This window comes from Curtobacterium sp. LFS079 (assembly GCF_047977865.1).
Classification (GTDB): Bacteria; Actinomycetota; Actinomycetes; order Actinomycetales; family Micrococcaceae; genus Arthrobacter.
This window is the reverse complement of the sequence record NZ_JBFPFO010000011.1, coordinates 1-17554: the sequence shown is the minus strand read 5'-3', so window position 1 is coordinate 17554 and position 17554 is coordinate 1. Positions and strand designations below refer to the sequence as shown.

Sequence of the window (17554 nt, the reverse complement as noted above, 5' to 3'; positions counted from 1 at the left end):
ACTAGCCCTTCCGTTCTGTCATGAGGTGTGAGGGGGCGGCTTTCGCGAAGGCTTTCCGCGCCCGGTGCAGCCGGACGGCGGCAGCTGACGGCGAGCACTCGAGGCTTTCGGCCAGTTCGGCGGTGCTCAGATCGTCCCAGTAGCTGAGCATGAGGACCTCCCGGTCCCGGTCGTTCAAGCGCGTCAGGACATCGGCGACGGCGGCGCGCTGGCCGTCGTCGGCCGCTTCGCCCCGGGTGCGGGCTTCCTCCGCCAGCCGTTCGACGAGCTGTTCGCGGCGGCGCCGGCCCTTGTACTCATTGCCCAGCACGTTCCTGGCGGTCGAGATCAGCCAGCCGATGCCCGGCGGCGCCTCGAGGCGTTTCTCCCAGACAATCCGGAAGACATCCGCGGCGAGCTCCTCCGCCCGGGCCTGGTCGCTGATGCGATAGGCGATGTAATGGTAGACGCGAGTGAAATGCTGAGCATGCAAAGCCATGAACTCGTGTTCCCTGGCAGCCAACATCTTGATCCCCCCGGACTCGATGGCTCTTCGATCTTAATGACTAAGTGTCCCGGGAGCAGCGGATTCTTACAGGGCTTGGAAAAACTTCGGCGGGACCGGCCACCTGATTGGTGGCTGGCCCCGCCGTCGGATTGTTAAGGTGCTACTGCGACATTTGCATTGAATTGAACAGCATCTTGAGTTTGGCGTATTCAGTCGTTTCCATATACGCCATCGCTTCAGCCATGGTTGCGAACTGGTGGCTCACCTCGCCCAGCGGATCGCCGGTGCTAAAGGTCAGCGTTCCCAACGGTCCGCCGCTGACGGTCGAGCTCAGGGTGCAGGAGTCCTTGAGCGTCCCGCTCGACTTGTCTACCAGGCCGATTTCGTAGGCGACCCCCTGCCCTGTCGCGGTGCGGTCCACCGTCCGGTAGGAGAACCGTGCCCCGGCATTCAGGGTCCAATCGTTCGTCAGCTGCGGCCTGTAAGTGTCCAGCTCCGCCATGGGGTAGCTCTCTCCCGGACGGCAAACTTTGGTAGGCGGCTGGGCTGCACCGTAATTCCAACGGGCCATTGTCCTTCCGGTCTCGTTGCGGACCACGATGCCGGTTTCCGGCGCTGCCGCGGTTCCGGCAGGGACCTCAGCCGCAGTCCAGCCAATGGGAAGCTCAAACTGCATCTTGGTTGCTTCGTTCCTGTACAGGCTGGAAACCACCGTCTTGCTTGGACGCAGTGACAGGGAAATCAACATCCGCTTCAGGTCCTGGTACTCCTGCGTCTGCATGTACGCGCGGGCCTCCGCCACGGTATCGAAAACCAGAGGCGCCGTGGAATCCGCCCGGAGTGTCAGCACGTCACCGAACGACAGCCCCGGCACACCTTCGGGTCCGGTCACCATGTTCCATAGTTCGCAGGCACCTTGGGCCGACGGGCCAGGTTCATCGGAGATCGCCACTGTTCCGTAGAGCTTGTCGCCTTGGATGACGGCAAACCTGAACCTGTTCGGCCCTGCAGGCCCTTTGTAAGGCGTTTGCGGGATGTCGAGTATCTCCGCATCCAAGACGGTGACTGGCTTGGGAACTTCGCAGGGTCCTGCCGCCATGTCGTAGTACATGACAAGCTTGGCGAGCTCCTTGTTGGCGGCATTCCGCACGCTGACCCCCGCAAAAGGCATCCCGTCAATCATGGTGGGCCGTTGCACGGCGATCCAGTCCGCGGGCATCTCGAAGGTCGCCTGTCCGGTCATGTCGGTGAACGTCTTCCACGACGCAGCTGTGGGCACGGCTGCTGCCGTCCCCGTGGCTGAGGGCGTGGGCGTAGGCGTCGCAGGAGCCGGGCCGCTGGCCGAAACGGTCGGTGACGCGGTCGGCGTGGCAGTCCCGGCCGGCTCAGGCACAGAGGTAAGCGACCCAAGGTTGGCAACAATCAACACCCCCGCTGTCACGGCGGCCGCGGCTATCGTGAGCAGTCCCACCACCCGCGCTGTCCTGCGCCGACGGGCATGCTCCAGCGAAGGAACATCCGCCGGAAGCTTGTCCACAAAGCCGTCGGGATCGGCAAGAATCCGTTCCAGCGCCGCCTGGGCATCCGGCTCCGGCCCTGAAGCCGCCTTCAACGGATCGGCATCACGAATCATTTCCTGAATAGGATCCATTTCAAGCCCCCATTTCCTGTGCCAGCGGCCTGGACATCGCCGGCATGTTCTTCCGAAATGCCTCCCGTGCCCGGTGCAACCGCACCTTTGCTGCCGACTCACGGCACCCCAGCACCGCAGCGATTTCAACCATCGTCAGCTGATCCCAATAGGCCAGCTGAAGGATGTCGCGGTCCTTTTCGCGAAGGGAATCCAGGACCTCGTCCACCAAGGAATACGAATCACCGTCCACCTCTTCGTGGACCGATGCCGGTTCCCGGAGCCTCTCGTGTAGCGCCGTCTGACGTTTGTGGCTCCTGTACGCATTACCCAGCAGGTTCCGCGCCACGGTGAGAAGCCAGGCAGTGTCCGCCCCAGACACCTCATCCCGTTTTTGCCACGCAACCCTGAAAACATCTGCAGCAAGCTCCTCCGCCAAGTGCGCATCATCAACGCGCCGGCGTACATATCGGAACACCCGCGGATAAGTGTCCCTATGCAAGGCGATGAACGCCGTCTCCCCCTCGGAAAGCACAATTCCCCCTACTTTCACTCACCGGTCACACCGGTTTCCGGCTATCCAGACGGCCATCAAAGAATGGCCCTCTAACCCTATGATTTCCGGCCGGGCACCACAGGTTACAGCCCGTATAACGTGATCGTGGCAGCGTGGAGGCGCGAACGGGCTCAGCCGAGTGCGCGGGGATGCGCTGCCGCGTAGACCTCGCGGAGGGTGTCGGCCGTGACCAGCGTGTACACCTGGGTGGTGGTCACCGAGGCGTGGCCGAGGAGCTCCTGGACCACTCGGACGTCCGCACCGCCTTCCAACAGGTGGGTGGCAAAGGAGTGCCGCAGGGTGTGCGGGGAGACGTCCTTGGTGATGTTGGCCTTGTCCGCTGCGGTTTTCAGGATGGTCCACGCGCTCTGCCGGCTGATCCGCCCGCCGCGCGCGTTGAGGAACAGGGCGGGAGTGCCCTTGCCTTTGGCGGCCAGGGTGGGCCTTCCGCGCACGAGGTAGGCGCCGACGGCCCGTGCCCCGTAGGAACCCAGCGGCACCAGGCGTTCCTTGGAGCCTTTGCCGAAGAGCCGGACAATCGCGGGCCCCTCGGAGTCGTTTTCCAGCGATACGTCGTCGACGTCGAGACCCACCGCTTCGCTGATGCGGGCGCCCGTGGAGTACAGGAATTCGAGCAGCGCGCGGTCCCGCAGCCCAGTTGGGGTGTCCGCGCCGGCAGCTTCGAGAATCCGGGTGACCTCGTCCACGCTGATCGCCTTGGGCAGCCGTTTGCCGGGCATCGGCGGGTGGACATCGCTGGCGGGGTCCGCCGTCGTGGTTCCTTCCAGGGCCCAGAACTTGTGGAGGCCGCGCACGGCAACCACCGTCCGTGCGGCGGAACGGACGCCCAGTGCCGTGGCGCCGTCGGACCCATCCGAGAGCGCCTGCACGAACGCCGTGACGTCATGCCGGGTGATGTTGCCGGGTTTGTCGACGCCGGTAGCGGCGAGGAAGTTGGCGTAGCGGGAGAGATCGCGCCGGTAGGCAGATAGCGTGTTGCTGGCCAGGCCGCGTTCCACCCCCAGGTGCTGCAGGTAGTCGCTGACGGCCCGGTCGACGGCGGTGGCCGCCCGTGTGCCCTCCCCCGGCTGCATGCTCAGCGCTGGCTGGGGTGGGCCGGCCAGGGGGCGTTGCCGGGCCGCAGTCCGCTGAAGCCGCCGGCGCGCGCGGCCGCGGCGGCAAGGATGCCGACGACGGCGGAGGGGTTGTGCAGCCGGCCCTCCAGGACGGCGGCGACGGCGTCATCAAGGGAGACCCAGCGCAGCTCGATCTCGGCTTCCTCGTCCGTGCGGACGTGGCGCTCGGCCTCCGGGACGTCGGACAGGCCGCGGGCCAGGTAGATCCGGATCGCTTCGCTGGAGGAGCCGGGCGAGTTGAAGAAGTCCGCCAGCACGTTCCATTCCCCGGCCTGCAGGTCGGCTTCTTCCGCCAGCTCCCGGGCGGCACCGACGACGAAATCCTCACCTTCGATGTCCAGCAGGCCCGCGGGAATCTCCCAGAGATCCATGCCCACCGGGTGACGGTACTGCTTGAGCAGCAGGATGTCGCCGTCGTCGTTCATGGGAAGGATGGCGACCGCTCCCGGGTGGTCGATGTAGTCCCGGATCAGGGTGCCGCTGTCCTCGGCGAGTTCGAAGGCGTCGCTGACAACGTCCCAGATCCGGCCCTCATAGACCTTGCTGGACGACAAAAGACGGCGCGGGCTCGGTGTGTCCGAAAACTGCCGGGAACTGCTGGAAGATTCGGAACTGCCGGGCATCGCGCCGTCCTTTGCGGGTGCTGTGAACTACTTTGCTGCTGCTGTTGCTTTGCTTGCCGCCTTGGCTGCCGGAACTTCTGCCGCGGGTGCGTTGCGGCGGTCCAGGGCGGCCTTCACCAGGCCGGCGAACAGCGGGTGCGGGCGGGTCGGGCGGGAGCTGAGCTCAGGGTGCGCCTGCGTGGCCACGTAGTACGGGTGCACTTCGCGGGGCAGTTCGACGAACTCAACCAGCTTGCCGTCCGGGGAGGTGCCGGAGAACACCAAGCCCTCGGCCGCGATCTGCTCGCGGTACTTGTTGTTCACCTCGTAGCGGTGGCGGTGGCGTTCGCTGACTGCGGTGGCGCCGTAGGTTTCGGCGACAACCGAGCCTTCGTCCAGCTTGGCTTCGTACAGGCCCAGGCGCATGGTGCCGCCAAGGTCGCCCTTGCCGTCCACGATGTCCAGCTGCTCTTCCATGGTGGCGATGACCGGGTACTTCGAATCCGGCTCGAACTCGGACGAGGAGGCACCCTCCAGGCCGACAACGTTGCGGGCGTACTCGATCACCATGCACTGCAGGCCGAGGCACAGGCCCAGGACCGGGAGCCGGGTTTCGCGGGCGAACTTGAGGGCGCCGAGCTTGCCCTCAAGGCCGCGGATGCCGAAGCCGCCCGGGACGCAGATGGCGTCCACGCCGGCCAAGGACTTCTGGGCGCCTTCGAGGGTTTCGCACTCGTCCGAGGGGACCCAGCGGATCTTGACCTTGGCCTCGTTGGCGAAGCCGCCGGCACGCAGGGCCTCGGTCACGGACAGGTAGGCATCCGGGAGGTCGATGTACTTGCCCACCAGGGCGATCTCGACCTCGTGCTTCGGGTTGTGGACAGCTTCGAGCAGCTTGTCCCACTTGGTCCAGTCGACGTCCTTGAACGGCAGGTCCAGGGCGCGCACGATGTAGGAGTCCAGGCCCTGGGAGTGCAGGGTCTTGGGAATGTCGTAGATGCTCGGCGCATCCGCAGCGTTGACCACGGCGTCGATATCGACATCGCACATGCGGCCGATCTTCTCGCGCATCGCGTCGGGGACCTCGCGGTCCGAACGGATCACGATCGCCTCGGGCTGGATGCCGATGGAGCGCAGCGCCGCCACGGAGTGCTGCGTGGGCTTGGTCTTCAGTTCCTGGGAAGGACCGATGTACGGCACCAGGGAAACGTGCAGGAAGAAGGCGTTGTTGCGGCCGATGTCCTGACGGACCTGGCGGGCGGATTCCAGGAAGGGCTGGGATTCGATGTCGCCTACGGTGCCGCCGATTTCGGTGATGATGACGTCCGGAGCGTTCTGGCCTTCGGCAGGCAGGCGCATGCGGCGCTTGATTTCATCGGTGATGTGCGGGATGACCTGGACGGTGTCGCCGAGGTATTCCCCGCGGCGTTCCTTGGCGATGACGGTCGAGTAGATCTGGCCGGTTGTGACGTTGGCCGAGCCTTCGAGGTTTTCATCGAGGAAGCGCTCGTAGTGTCCGATGTCGAGGTCCGTCTCGGCGCCGTCGTCGGTGACGAAGACTTCGCCGTGCTGGAAAGGATTCATCGTGCCCGGATCCACGTTCAGGTAGGGATCGAGCTTCTGCATAGTTACAGACAGACCGCGTGCCCGCAGCAGGTGGCCGAGGCTGGATGCCGTCAGTCCCTTTCCGAGCGAGGACGCCACACCGCCGGTGACAAAGATGTGTTTGGTCGTCTTGGACGAGCCCGGGAACCGGGAATTTACACGGGAATTAGATCGCTGCACCACGGAATTCGAGCTTATCATCAATTGCGCCTCCAAGGGTTCCGCCGCTTGTTTCCCCAAATGATCCATGCTCTCCCGCGGCGCCACCCGCGGGCAAGAGCCTGCCCGCGGAAATGCCTTCCCGGGAGCCGTCCGGGGACCCCGCTGAGGCTAAGCGGGCTGCGGCAGGAGCTTGGCGTCGTCGAGCAATTCCTGCGCGTGGGCGCGGGCGGACTCGGAATCCTCCTGTCCGGCGAGCATCCTCGCCAGCTCCCGCACCCGCTCGTCCTCGTCCAGCAGCTGCACGTCGCTGGAAGTGAACCCGGTGGAGGTTTTGCCGTCCGCGCCCCGCACTGAGGTTTTGGTCACACGGATGTGCTGGTTGGCGAATGCGGCCACCTGCGGCAGGTGCGTGACCACCAGGACCTGGACGTGGCGGGCCAGCATCGCCAGCCGGCGGCCGATTTCGACGGCGGCCTTGCCGCCCACGCCCGCATCGACCTCATCGAAGACGAACGTCGGGACCGGGTCCACCGCCGCGAGGACAACCTCGATGGCCAGCATCACCCGGGACAGTTCGCCGCCCGAGGCACCCTTGCCGAGCGGACGGGCGGGTGCCCCCGAATGCGGCTGCAGCAGGAACGCCACGTCATCCTGGCCGTGCAGGCCAAGCTCCCCGCTGTCCTGCACCTCGATCACCAGGGTGGCGTCGGCCATGGCAAGGGCGGTCAGTTCGGCGCTGACGCGTGCGGAGAGGCCTTTTGCGGCCTTGGCGCGGGCCTTGCTGATCCGGGCCGCCTGCTTGCGCAGTTCCGCCTCGGCGGAGGTCACCGCCGCTTCCAAGGCTTCGATCCGGGAAGAGTCGTCCTGCAGTTCGTCCAGGCGGACCCGTGCAGTGGCTGCCCATTCCAGGACCTCGTCGATGCTGGGGGCGTATTTGCGGATGAGCTTGGCCAGCGCGGCCCGGCGTTCCTCGATTTCGGCAAGCCGTTCCGGGCCTTCGGAATCGAGTGACGCCTGGTAGCTGGAGAGTTCCGCGGCGATGTCGTTGAGCAGGAAGCCGACCTCCGCGAGCCGGGACGCCGCCGCACCGAGCGCCTCATCGTGCTCGGCCACCTGTTCCAGGAGCCGCTTGGCCGAGTCAACCAGCGTGGTGGCGTCTCCGCTGTCGCCGAAATCCTCGGCGATCAAAGCTTCATGGGCGGCCGAAGCGGCGATCCGCAGTTCCTCCACGTTGGCCAGCTTAACGGCCTCGCCCTTGAGGGACTCGTCCTCGCCGGGCTGGGGATCGACGCCGTCGATCTCCTCCAGCGCCGCCTGCAGCGATTCAGCCTCGCGCAGGCGTTCCCGGGCTTCGCCGCGGAGGGCGTCCAGTTCGGTCTGGTCCGACTTCCAGCGGCTGTACAGCTCCTGATACCCGCCCAGGACCCCTGCGAGCTCGGTCCCGGCAAAACGGTCCAGGGCGTTCCGCTGCGCCGTAACGCTCTTGAGCCGGATCTGATCGGATTGGCCGTGCACCACCACGAGGCTCTCACCGAGCTCGGCGAGCACCCCCACGGGGGCGGAACGACCGCCCACGAACGCCCGGCTGCGGCCGTCGGCACCGACGGTCCGGGCGAGCAGGAGCTGGGCACCGCCCTCGAACTCCTCTGCCTCGCCGCCCGCCTCCAGGGCGCGCTCGACGGCGGTGTGCCCGGGATCCAACTTCAGCAGGGCTTCGGCGGAGGCGGACTTCGCGCCGGTCCGGACAGCACCCGCGTCGGAACGCGAGCCCAGCAGCAGCCCGACGGCGGTAACCACCATGGTCTTGCCGGCGCCGGTTTCGCCCGTGACCACGCTCAGTCCCGGGCCGAGCGGCAGGGTGGCGTCGGTGATGACGCCGAGGTCGCGGATGCGCAGTTCCTCGATCATGGATCAGCTCTCCTCTGTAGCTTCGGCGGAGCTTTCCTGCCCGGGATCATGGGGGCCAGGCAGGGGCGTGGGCATGGGCGTGCGGACCAGCGGGACCGGGCCCGTGTGGATCTCGGCCGAACGCGGCACCGGGCCGCGCCAGCCGTGGATGGGAAGCTCGAACTTGCGGACCAGGCGGGCCGAGAACGGCGTCTGGTGGGTGCGGGCGAGGCGCACGGGGCGGGTGGACCGGGTTACTTCCACACGGGCCCCCGGCGGCAGGTCCACCGAACGCCTGCCGTCGCACCAGAGCACGCCCTTGGCGTCGGTGCGGTTGAGGATTTCCACGGCGAGCTTGGAGCGCGGGGACACCACCAGGGGCTTCGTGAAGAGGGCGTGGGCGCTGATCGGCACGATCACCAGGGCTTCGACTTCGGGCCACACCACGGGACCGCCCGAGGAGAACGCGTAGGCCGTGGAGCCAGTGGGGGTGGCGAGCACCACGCCGTCGCAGCCGAAGGAGGTCAGCGGGCGTTCGTCCACCTCGGTGACCACCTCGACCATGCGTTCCCGGTCCGCCTTTTCGATGGCGGCCTCGTTGAGGGCCCAGGTGTGCCAGATCTTCTGGCCCCGCACCCACACCTGCACGTCGATGGTCATGCGCTCTTCGACGGTGTACTCGCGGCTGGCGATCCAGTCGACGGTCTGGGTGAGGTCCGCCCGTTCGCTCTCGGCGAGGAAGCCCACGTGGCCCAGGTTCACTCCGAGCATGGGTACGTCGACCTCGCGGACCAGTTCCGCGGCGCGCAGGATGGTGCCGTCGCCGCCCAGGACCATGACGAGTTCGACGTCTTCGAGCCGGACGTCTTCGTGAAGGATCTCGATCGGTTTGTCCACGTGGCCGAAGAAGCGTTCCACATCAGCGAGCTCTGATTTCTGCATGACCGGTATAAGGCCGGAGGTATGCAGGGCGTCGCAGGCATCCCACGCTGCGCGGAGGGACTCTTCCCTCCCGGTGTGGGCAAGGACCAGTACGCGCCTGCTCATGGTGTTCCGTTCCGCTCGTGGCCTGTTCTCAGGTCCAGATCTTCGACAACAGTGCGTCGACGTGCCCGTCGCGCTCTTCGATCTTAGGCAGGACCGGCGACATCCTGCGCTTCATCCACAGGAAGTACTCCACATTTCCGTCCTGGCCCGGCAACGGGCTCTCCGCCAGCCCGCACAAATCGAGCCCCGCATCCAGAGCTGCCCGGGCCACGCCGGCCACCGCCCGGCGTCGTTCTTCCGGGGAGGACACCACACCGGTGCGGGACAGCCGTTCCCGGCCGACTTCGAACTGCGGCTTGACCATGAGCAGCAGGTCTCCCCCGGGTTCAGTGCACGCCGCCAGCGGCTCCAGGACCAGGGTCAGGGAGATGAAGGACAGGTCCGCGACGGTCAGGGCGGCTTCGCCGCCGATCTGCGCGGCATCCATGTACCGGACGTTGAGGCCCTCATGGACAACGACGCGCGGATCCTCCCGCAGCGCCGGCACCAGCTGGCCATGCCCGACGTCGACCGCCACTACCTGCGCGGCGCCGCGCTTGAGCAGGACGTCGGTGAAGCCGCCGGTGGAGGCCCCGGCGTCCAGGCAGCGTTTGCCCTCAGCCAATACTTCAGGGAAGGCCTCAAGGGCGCCTGCGAGTTTGTGGCCGGCGCGGCTGACGTAGGCGTCCTCCGCGTGGGCCTGGACTTCCAAGGCCGTGTCTTCCGCGCATTGGAGCGAGGCCTTGAGCAGCACGGTGCCGCCGGAGCTGACTTTGCCGTCGGCGATGAGCTTGGCCGCGTGGGTGCGGGACCTCGCCAGCCCGCGGCTGACGAGTTCCTGGTCAAGACGTGCCATGATCAGCTTTCCCGTTCAGCTTTCTTCGGTGTCCAAGGCGGACAGCAAGGCGTCATGGATCTCCGTGTATCGCGCCAAGTGTTCCTCCACAGGGGCCGCGGGGATGTCAGCCAGGCCGGCCACGACGGCGTCGACCAATGGATCGCCGCCGTCGTCCGGGAGGTCAGGCCAGCGCGCCTCGTCCGGAATCCCGTTCACGTCAGTCATGCCAGCAGTCTAGTTTTCGATCCATCCCGGCCCTAAAGCCAAACAACGTTCGGGGCGGTGGCTTCGGCGGCATCGGGAGTGGCCGCCCACCAGGCGGCGCAGGCCGCGCGCCACGAATCCAACTCGTCCGCCGGCCCGCTGACCGTGACCGTGCCGTCCTGCACGGACGCCGTGGAGTTGCCGCAGCGGAAGCGTCCGCCGTCCTCGCTGATCGCGGGGTACGGCTCGTAGAGGGCCGTGAGGTCCAGGATCAGGTAGCTGGGACGTTCCAGGCTACGCGCGGCGAGGATCGACTCGCGGGTGTCGACGCCGGTAAGCACCGCCGCGGTCGCGAATCCCGCACGGTTGCCGCCCAGGATGTCGGTGTCGAGCCGGTCGCCGACGACAAGGGGACGTTCGGAGCCCAGCCGCTTGGCGGCCGCGTGGAACAGCGGTGCCTCGGGCTTGCCGGCGACCCGGGGCGTCTGGCCGGTTGCAGCCGAGACAGCCGCCACCAGGGTGCCGTTGCCGGGGGCCATGCCGCGGGCCTGGGGAATGGACATGTCCGTGTTGGTGGCCACCCACAGCGCCCCGCCGGCCACCACGTAGGAGGCCTCGGCAAGCTGCTTCCACCCGATTTCCGGGTTGAAGCCCTGGACGACGGCCACCGGTTTCCCGGCGGCGTCGTGGACGGGGACGAGTCCGACCAGCTCGATCTCATGGGCGAGCGCGGCACTGCCGGTGACCAGCACGTGGGAACCCGGAGCCAGCAGTTCGGCCAGGAGGACGGCCGCGGCCTGCGAGGAGCTCACCACCTGGTGGTCTTCGGCGGGGGCGCCGAGTTCGCGCAAGTGCGCGGCCACCTGGGCCGGGGTACGCGAGGCGTTGTTGGTCACGTACCCCAGGCCCACGCCGGCTTCCCCAAGCCTGGACAGGGACTCCACCGCGCCCGGGATGGCGTGCGGTCCCGCGTACACCACGCCATCGAGGTCGGAGAGAACCGAGTCGAAGCCCGCCAGCAAGGGGGTCTCAGTCATTCTGCTTGCCTTCGGCGGTCTCCTCGTCGGTTTCGGCATCCTCCAGGACATCTTCTTCCACCGAGTCACGGTCCGACTCGGTGTCGTCGGATTCGAAGTAGTCGGACTCGACGTCATCAAGTTCGACGTCGTCGCCTTCCGGGGCTTCTTCTTCGCTTTCGCCGAAAGCGGGCTGCGCTTCCCCGGCCTCAGGTGCCGCTTCGGCTGCCTCGTCGCGGCGGTAGCGCGGCTTGACGGGTTCGTCGTCGTCCTCGCCGAGATCGATGATGTCCGGCTCCTCGAACTGGCCGACACCCAGGGCATCTTCGGCCACCACTGCCTGGCGCTGCCAACGGATTGCTTCTTCGGCGCGGCCCGCGGCGATCAGGGCCTCGGCGTAGGCGCGGAAGAGGCGCGGGCTGTAGGAGAAGGCACGGTTGATGTCCAGCTGCGGGATCTCAAGTTCGGCGACGGCGGCATCCAGCTGGCCCAGGTCGGCCCGGGCGCCGGATGCGACAATGGCCAGTTCAACCTTGCCGGGGGCGTCGAGGTCCTGGGCTTCCGGGGAGCGGACGACGTCGAGCGCGCGGTCCGGGCGGCCGAGGCCACGTTCGCAGTCGGCCATGACGGGCAGGTGCACGTTGGAGCCGCTGATCCGGCGGTAGGTACGGAACTCGCGCAGCGCTTCGCCGTAGTGTCCGGCAGCGTAGGCGGTCAGACCGACGGCTTCGCGGACGACGGCGAGGCGGCCACCGCGGCGACTGGCGGCGAGGGCGTGCTGGAAGGACACCTCGGGATCGATGTCCATGAGGCGGCCGGCCATCACCAGGTGCTTGGCGACCCAGCTCGCGTTGGTGCTTTCGAGTGTGTTGATCTGGTGCTTCGTGGCGCGGTCCAGTTCCTGGCCCGTGATGTCGTCGTCGATTTCCGGCGAGCGGTCGCGGTCCGGGCGGTTGGCGCTGCGCAGGTCAGCGGCGTTGGGAACGCGGACGGGTCGCTCTTCGCGGGGACCGGCTCCGCGGCCGTCACGGGGGCCGTCAAAGTTACGGGGGCCGCGCCCCGGGCGGTCGCCGAACTTGCGGTCACGGTCACGGTCGCCGAAGCTGCGGCGCTCCTCACCCTCACGGCGCGGACGGTCGCCAAACGGCTTACGGTCACGGTCAAAAGGCTTTCGCTCACCGAAGCTGCGGCGTTCCTCGCCCTCACGGCGCGGACCATCGAAATTGCGCGGGCCGCGATCGCCAAAACTGCGGCGCTCACCGTCACGGGCAGGACGCTCACCAAAGCTCCGGCGCTCCTCACCCTCACGACGCGGACGATCACCAAACGGCTTACGGTCACGGTCACCAAAGGGCTTGCGGTCACGGTCACCGAAACTGCGGCGCTCACCGTCACGGGCAGGACGCTCACCAAAGCTGCGACGCTCCTCGCCCTCACGGCGCGGACGATCACCGAACGGCTTACGGTCGCGATCGCCGAACGGCTTACGCTCACCATCACCGAACGGCTTACGGTCGCGATCGCCGAACGGCTTACGGTCACGGTCGCCAAAGGGCTTGCGCTCACCATCACGGGCAGGACGCTCACCAAAGCTCCGGCGCTCCTCACCCTCACGACGCGGACGATCACCAAACGGCTTACGCTCACCATCACCAAACGGCTTACGGTCACGATCGCCGGACGGCTTGCCGTCACGGTCATCGCGGGAACGGAATCCGCGCGGATCGCCCCCGGAGTTGTTGTTGGCGCGGAAGGGCCCGCGATCCCCTCGGCCGCCGCCGTAGTTGCCGCGGTTTCCGCCGTTGTGCTCAGCCATGTTGGATTCCTCCTGTTGTGAGCCGACCACTGGCGCATGCGCAGCCGCTCGTATCCGTATTTTGTTCTCACGCCGCCGGGATCCGGCTCGTATGTCTCCTGCAATTCTAGGCGACGGTGCCCCTGCTCCCGCATTTCCGGAGCGCTTTGGAGACTTCCCGTGGGAAGCATCACAGCTGGGACGGAGGACGACGGCGGTACTCAGCTGCCGCCGTCGCCGTCCTTCGCGTCCGGCGGGAGCCGTCCCGCGGCCGCGTGCCGTAAAACATCGCGGCCCGGGACGTTCCGGCCCGGACAGGACGAACCGTCCAGCGACGCCCCTCCCGGCCCGCCCTAGGGTGTGCTGTATCAGTTCCCGCCGGCGGAAGGACTCCATGAATCACCTCAACGCGACACCGCAAACCGTGCTGCCCCTCGAGGGTGTCCTCGTGGCGGATTTCTCCCGCGTCCTCGCCGGCCCCCTGGCAACCATGACGCTGGCTGACCTGGGCGCGCGGGTGATCAAGGTGGAGCGGCCGGGCACCGGGGACGACACCAGGCGCTGGGGTCCGCCCTTTTCGGACACGGGTTCAACGTATTTCGACAGCGTGAACAGGAACAAGGAATCGCTCTGCCTGGACCTGGGCGATCCGGCGGACCGGAAGCTGGCGCGCGAACTTGCCCTGCGTGCCGATGTGCTGGTGGAGAACTTCAAGGCCGGCACCATGGCCCGGCTGGGTCTGGGCTACACGGAACTCTCGACGGACAACCCTGCCCTCGTGTACGCGTCCATTTCCGGTTTCGGCAGCGGCGGCGGAGCGGAGATTCCAGGTTACGACTTCGTAGTCCAGGCCATGGGCGGGCTGATGAGCATCACGGGCGCGCCGGACGGCGAAGCGATGAAGGCGGGCGTGGCGCTGGTGGATGTGCTGACCGCCAAGGACGCCACCATCGGCATCCTCGCTGCACTGCAGGCCCGCAGCGCCCATGGCCGCGGGGCCTTGCTTGAAGTCAACCTGCTTTCGAGCCTGCAGGGTGCCCTGGCCAACCAGGCCCAGGCGTTCCTCGGCGCAGGTACAGTGCCGGGTCGCCTGGGAAACATCCACCCGTCGATCGCTCCCTACCAGTTGCTCCAGTGCGCTGATGGCCCCTTGGCCGTGGCCTGCGGAAACGACTCCCAGTTCGCGGCCCTCGGCGCCGTCCTTGGCCTGCCCGGCCTCGCCGCCGAGCCCAGGTTCGCCGGCAATCCTGAGCGCGTGCGCAACCGCGCCGAGCTTGTCGCGCTGCTGGAACAGGCGCTGTCTGCGGCTCCCGCCGCGCACTGGCAGGAGCGCCTGACGGCCGCCGGGGTACCCGCGGGCCGCGTGGCCGGCATTGATGAGGGACTTGAGTTCGCCGGCTCCCTTGGCCTGGATCCCACCATCGAGGTGCACGATTCCTCTGGTGCCGCCGTCGGACGCCAGGTCCGGCATCCGGTCAGCTGGACTCCGCCGCTGGCTCCGCGCACCCAGGCGCCGCCGTCGCTGGGCGAACACGATGCCGCGCTCCGCGAATGGCTGAGCTAGCTGGTGCGCCGCAATCCCAACCACAGCCGGGCGGCGACATCCGGATCGTCGAGGTCGGCCTCGATGATCCTGGCCGCGGTGGCAATCCGGTGCCGGAGGGAATTCCGGTGCACCGCCAGTTCCCGGGCCGCGGCCTCCCACTGGCCCCGGTGCCTCAGGTAGCTGCGCACCGTCCCCACCAGGTCGGCCCTCGGAAAGCTCCGCAGCGCCTCGATCCACTCCTCCACCTTCGCGTCAGCAGCATGCGGACTACCGGGCAAACCGAGCGTTCCGGGCTGCTGGGAAAGAAGCACTTCCACCAGCGCGTCACGGGCTTCTGCAAGCCGATGCAGGGGCAGCACCCGGCTCAACGCTGCGCGTTCAAGCGGCTGCCCGGCGGCGCCGGCAGCCGGCGGGTCTTCCCCATCGTCAGTGGAAGGCACGGCCTCCAGGATGAAACAGGACACCGTCCCGTCGGAGAACCGCAGCCGGCACCCGCGGACGGCGGCGGGGAGCCACGGCAGCGGATGTTCCGCACGCAAGCGCCCGACGACGTCGGCCGCTTCTTCGCCCGGGCTCCGGCCGCCAGCCGGTGAGGCGCCCTTCAGGAGCAGCAGCCGCACGGGACCCTCAGGCAACGGGACGGACAGATCGCGCGCCAGCATCCTGGCGGCATCCGTGTGGCCGCCCAGCAGCAGCTTGGCCACAGCCGAATCCAGGGCAGCTCCCGCGGAAAGGGCTTCCTGCTCCTGCTGCGCTTTGAGCGAGAGCAGCATGCAGACAGTCTGGATGATCTGGCGATCCGCTTTGCCCAGTTTCCGGCCGGCGCCCACTGCCAGGAAACCGCCGATGCGGCGGCCCACCAGCACGGGATGCTCGACGACGTCGCTTCCGTGGATCTGGAACGTGGCGGCCGAGTGCAGCGCACCCAGGTTCAGCCGGGCAGTTTGTTCGCGCAGCTGTGGAATCAACCCGTGCGTGCCTGGCGGCCAGAACGTTTCAGCCTCCGGTTCGGCCGGGGCTGCGGGCAGGTAGGCGGCCCATCCGCCCAGGGCCTGGGCCAATGCCTTGATCACGGAAGCATGCGCGTCCGGCAGCAGCGCGGCGCGGGCCAAGGCCGTCTGGGTGCCCAGGCTCGCCACAAGGTCGGACTGGCCGGCTTTGGAAACGAGGTCCCAATACGCACGGGACACATTCATGAAGGGCACACCCGCAGGCACCAGCAGCAAAGCCAACCCGGCGTCCCCGCACGCATCCGCCAAAGCGGCAGGAACGGAGTCGAGCCCGGCGCCAAGGCCCAGGCCCAAAGCGGAAACATCGCGTTCCACCAGGCGTTCCACATAGGAATGAATGCGCGGGGCATTCCCCGACACGTTTCGGGCGAGAGGTATCCCGGTGGTGAGGAGCAATTCCCCGCCTTCCAGGTAGGGAGTCGGGTCTTCAAGTTCGGAGATGTGCACCCCGGAAATCTGCCGCCTCGGCACCGCGGCACCGTCGCACGGACTAAGTTCGGCACCGAGCCGGTGCTGAAGCTGCGCAAGGCTGATCATGGCTGCCTTTGATCGTTGTTCGGAAAAGCCCTGTCGGCTAAGGCGGACTGGACAATCTAACCAGTTTCCGCGCCTTGCCGGGCGGATCATCCAATGCCAGTAGCGCTTTCGGCGCCTTAGCGTGGAGCAATGACGCCCGAAAACAATGGAGCAACTGTGCCCGACGACCCCGACCTGCTGGATATCGACTCCCTCTTCACGGAGGACGAGCTCGCCTTGCGCGAGAAGGTCCGTGCGTTTGTCGACGCCAGGATCCGGCCGAACATCGCGAATTGGTACGAGGACGCGGTCTTTCCTGTGGAGATCATCCCGGAAATGGGCGCGCTCGGCCTGTTGGGCATGCACCTGAAGGGCTACGGCTGCCCTGGACGCAGCGCGGTTGAATACGGGCTTGCAGCTTTGGAGCTCGAAGCGGGCGATTCCGGGCTGCGGACCTTTGTCAGCGTGCAGGGTTCCCTCGCAATGAGCGCGATCCACAAGCATGGCAGCGAGGAGCAGAAACAGCACTGGCTCCCCCGCATGGCGGCCGGTGCCGTGGTGGGGTGCTTCGGCCTGACCGAGCCGGGAGCAGGATCCGATCCCGGCAGCATGAAGACCTTCGCGCGGCGCGAAGGCGACGGCTGGATCATCAACGGATCAAAGCGCTGGATCGGCCTCGCCTCGATCGCGCAACTCGCCATCATCTGGGCCATGACCGACGACGGCGTGCGCGGCTTCATCGTGCCTACGGACACTCCGGGATTCCAGGCGACGCCGATCAAACCCAAGCTGTCCATGCGCGCTTCCATCCAGTGCGATATCGAGCTCCGGGACGTCCGGCTTCCCGATTCGGCCCTGCTGCCGGGGGCCAAGGGACTGCGTGGCCCCTTCGAATGCCTGAACGAGGCCCGCTACGGCATCATCTGGGGCGCGATGGGCGCAGCGCGGGACAGCTACCTCACCGCACTCGGGTACTCGCGCCAGCGGCTCCAGTTCGACAAGCCCCTTGCCGGCTACCAGCTGACGCAGGAGAAGCTGGTCAACATGGCCCTCGAGATCAACAAGGGCATGCTCCTGGCCCTGCAGATCGGCCGGCTCAAGGAAGCCGGGAAGCTGCAGCCCCACCAGATTTCCGCGGGCAAGCTGAACAACTGCCGCGAAGCCATCGGGATCTGCAGGGAAGCCAGGGCAATGCTCGGCGGCAACGGGATCACGTTGGACTACCCGCCTATGAGGCACGCCAATAACCTGGAATCCGTGCGCACCTATGAGGGCACCGACGAAGTCCACACCTTGGTCCTTGGCAATCACATCACGGGAATTCCCGCGTTCCGCTGAGCCCGGCTGATGGCTGTTAAACGGCTGTGCCCCGGTCCAAGGACCGGGGCACGAATCGTGTTTGCACACATTAAATGTGGGAGGCCCCCGGGGGAGCCCTTGTTGGGGGTTCCTTCCGGGGGCCTCGACCTGTAATGGTTGTCCGGCGGTGTCCTACTCTCCCACACCCTCCCGGGTGCAGTACCATCGGCGCTGTGGGT

The 17554-nt window shown here is 67.1% G+C and carries 16 protein-coding genes; 3 read left to right on the top strand and 13 right to left on the bottom strand.

Annotation, left to right across the window (positions count from 1 at the left end):
- Position 1: 1 nt before the first annotated feature.
- The 12 genes from ACNQPB_RS16020 to ACNQPB_RS15965 all read right to left on the bottom strand — a co-directional run bounded on the left by ACNQPB_RS16020 (position 2) and on the right by ACNQPB_RS15965 (position 11972).
- Positions 2-478, bottom strand: a complete 477-nt coding sequence (locus tag ACNQPB_RS16020) for an RNA polymerase sigma factor (RefSeq protein WP_498753377.1) — start codon at positions 476-478, stop codon at positions 2-4.
- Positions 479-647: 169 nt separating this feature from the next.
- Entirely contained in the window at positions 648-1730 is a 1083-nt protein-coding gene (locus tag ACNQPB_RS16015; RefSeq protein ID WP_498753375.1) for a hypothetical protein, read from the bottom strand.
- A gap of 409 nt (positions 1731-2139) precedes the next feature.
- Entirely contained in the window at positions 2140-2652 is a 513-nt protein-coding gene (locus ACNQPB_RS16010; protein WP_498753373.1) for an RNA polymerase sigma factor, read from the bottom strand.
- 152 nt (positions 2653-2804) lie between these two features.
- Positions 2805-3767 (bottom strand): site-specific tyrosine recombinase XerD, encoded by a 963-nt coding sequence (gene xerD / locus ACNQPB_RS16005; RefSeq protein WP_498753371.1) that lies wholly within the window; start codon positions 3765-3767, stop codon positions 2805-2807.
- 2 nt (positions 3768-3769) lie between these two features.
- The gene (locus ACNQPB_RS16000; RefSeq protein WP_498753369.1) at positions 3770-4432 is read right to left on the bottom strand and encodes an NUDIX domain-containing protein; all 663 of its coding nucleotides are present in this window, start codon (positions 4430-4432) and stop codon (positions 3770-3772) included.
- Between the two features lie 27 nt (positions 4433-4459).
- Positions 4460-6217: a CTP synthase gene (pyrG, locus tag ACNQPB_RS15995; RefSeq protein WP_498753367.1), complete on the bottom strand. Its 1758-nt coding sequence runs from the start codon at positions 6215-6217 to the stop codon at positions 4460-4462.
- Positions 6218-6346: 129 nt separating this feature from the next.
- The gene (gene recN, locus ACNQPB_RS15990) at positions 6347-8086 is read right to left on the bottom strand and encodes a DNA repair protein RecN (RefSeq protein WP_498753365.1); all 1740 of its coding nucleotides are present in this window, start codon (positions 8084-8086) and stop codon (positions 6347-6349) included.
- A gap of 3 nt (positions 8087-8089) precedes the next feature.
- Entirely contained in the window at positions 8090-9112 is a 1023-nt protein-coding gene (locus tag ACNQPB_RS15985) for an NAD kinase (protein WP_498753364.1), read from the bottom strand.
- Positions 9113-9140: 28 nt separating this feature from the next.
- Entirely contained in the window at positions 9141-9947 is an 807-nt protein-coding gene (locus tag ACNQPB_RS15980; protein WP_498753362.1) for a TlyA family RNA methyltransferase, read from the bottom strand.
- 15 nt (positions 9948-9962) lie between these two features.
- Complete coding sequence (locus ACNQPB_RS15975; protein WP_498753360.1) at positions 9963-10154, bottom strand: hypothetical protein; 192 nt, start codon at positions 10152-10154, stop codon at positions 9963-9965.
- A gap of 32 nt (positions 10155-10186) precedes the next feature.
- Positions 10187-11170 carry an HAD-IIA family hydrolase gene (locus ACNQPB_RS15970; RefSeq protein WP_498753358.1) on the bottom strand — a complete coding sequence of 328 codons (984 nt, stop codon included), beginning with the start codon at positions 11168-11170 and terminating at the stop codon, positions 10187-10189.
- Complete coding sequence (locus ACNQPB_RS15965) at positions 11163-11972, bottom strand: hypothetical protein (protein ID WP_498753356.1); 810 nt, start codon at positions 11970-11972, stop codon at positions 11163-11165. The genes ACNQPB_RS15970 and ACNQPB_RS15965 overlap by 8 nt, the downstream gene beginning before the upstream one ends.
- Positions 11973-12026: 54 nt before the next feature.
- Between ACNQPB_RS15965 and ACNQPB_RS15960 the strand changes: the two genes are divergently transcribed.
- Together ACNQPB_RS15960 and ACNQPB_RS15955 are read left to right on the top strand one after the other, a co-directional pair.
- On the top strand, positions 12027-12986 hold the full coding sequence (locus ACNQPB_RS15960; protein WP_498753354.1) for a hypothetical protein: 960 nt from the start codon (positions 12027-12029) through the stop codon (positions 12984-12986).
- Positions 12987-13338: 352 nt separating this feature from the next.
- Positions 13339-14508: a CaiB/BaiF CoA transferase family protein gene (locus ACNQPB_RS15955; protein WP_498753352.1), complete on the top strand. Its 1170-nt coding sequence runs from the start codon at positions 13339-13341 to the stop codon at positions 14506-14508.
- Here ACNQPB_RS15955 and ACNQPB_RS15950 read toward each other — a convergent pair.
- Positions 14505-16037, bottom strand: coding sequence for a PucR family transcriptional regulator (locus tag ACNQPB_RS15950; RefSeq protein ID WP_498753350.1), 1533 nt, complete (start codon positions 16035-16037; stop codon positions 14505-14507). The two genes, ACNQPB_RS15955 and ACNQPB_RS15950, sit on opposite strands and share 4 nt — an antisense overlap.
- Positions 16038-16166: 129 nt before the next feature.
- On the opposite strand from ACNQPB_RS15950, the gene ACNQPB_RS15945 reads away from it, so the two are divergent.
- A complete protein-coding gene (locus tag ACNQPB_RS15945; RefSeq protein WP_498753348.1) occupies positions 16167-17354 on the top strand; it encodes an acyl-CoA dehydrogenase family protein in 1188 nt (395 codons plus the stop codon).
- Positions 17355-17554 lie beyond the last annotated feature (200 nt).

Coding starts and splice junctions, on each gene's coding strand:
- pyrG (WP_498753367.1), bottom strand. CDS start 6,217: ATGATAAGCTCGAATTCCGTGGTGCAGCGATCTAATTCCCGTGTAAAT.
- ACNQPB_RS15985 (WP_498753364.1), bottom strand. CDS start 9,112: ATGAGCAGGCGCGTACTGGTCCTTGCCCACACCGGGAGGGAAGAGTCC.
- ACNQPB_RS15970 (WP_498753358.1), bottom strand. CDS start 11,170: ATGACTGAGACCCCCTTGCTGGCGGGCTTCGACTCGGTTCTCTCCGAC.
- ACNQPB_RS16015 (WP_498753375.1), bottom strand. CDS start 1,730: ATGACCGGACAGGCGACCTTCGAGATGCCCGCGGACTGGATCGCCGTG.
- ACNQPB_RS15950 (WP_498753350.1), bottom strand. CDS start 16,037: ATGATCAGCCTTGCGCAGCTTCAGCACCGGCTCGGTGCCGAACTTAGT.
- ACNQPB_RS16000 (WP_498753369.1), bottom strand. CDS start 4,432: ATGCCCGGCAGTTCCGAATCTTCCAGCAGTTCCCGGCAGTTTTCGGAC.
- ACNQPB_RS15965 (WP_498753356.1), bottom strand. CDS start 11,972: ATGGCCGGCCGCCTCATGGACATCGATCCCGAGGTGTCCTTCCAGCAC.
- ACNQPB_RS15980 (WP_498753362.1), bottom strand. CDS start 9,947: ATGGCACGTCTTGACCAGGAACTCGTCAGCCGCGGGCTGGCGAGGTCC.
- ACNQPB_RS15975 (WP_498753360.1), bottom strand. CDS start 10,154: ATGACTGACGTGAACGGGATTCCGGACGAGGCGCGCTGGCCTGACCTC.
- ACNQPB_RS15955 (WP_498753352.1), top strand. CDS start 13,339: ATGAATCACCTCAACGCGACACCGCAAACCGTGCTGCCCCTCGAGGGT.
- recN (WP_498753365.1), bottom strand. CDS start 8,086: ATGATCGAGGAACTGCGCATCCGCGACCTCGGCGTCATCACCGACGCC.
- ACNQPB_RS16020 (WP_498753377.1), bottom strand. CDS start 478: ATGGCTTTGCATGCTCAGCATTTCACTCGCGTCTACCATTACATCGCC.
- xerD (WP_498753371.1), bottom strand. CDS start 3,767: ATGCAGCCGGGGGAGGGCACACGGGCGGCCACCGCCGTCGACCGGGCC.
- ACNQPB_RS15945 (WP_498753348.1), top strand. CDS start 16,167: ATGACGCCCGAAAACAATGGAGCAACTGTGCCCGACGACCCCGACCTG.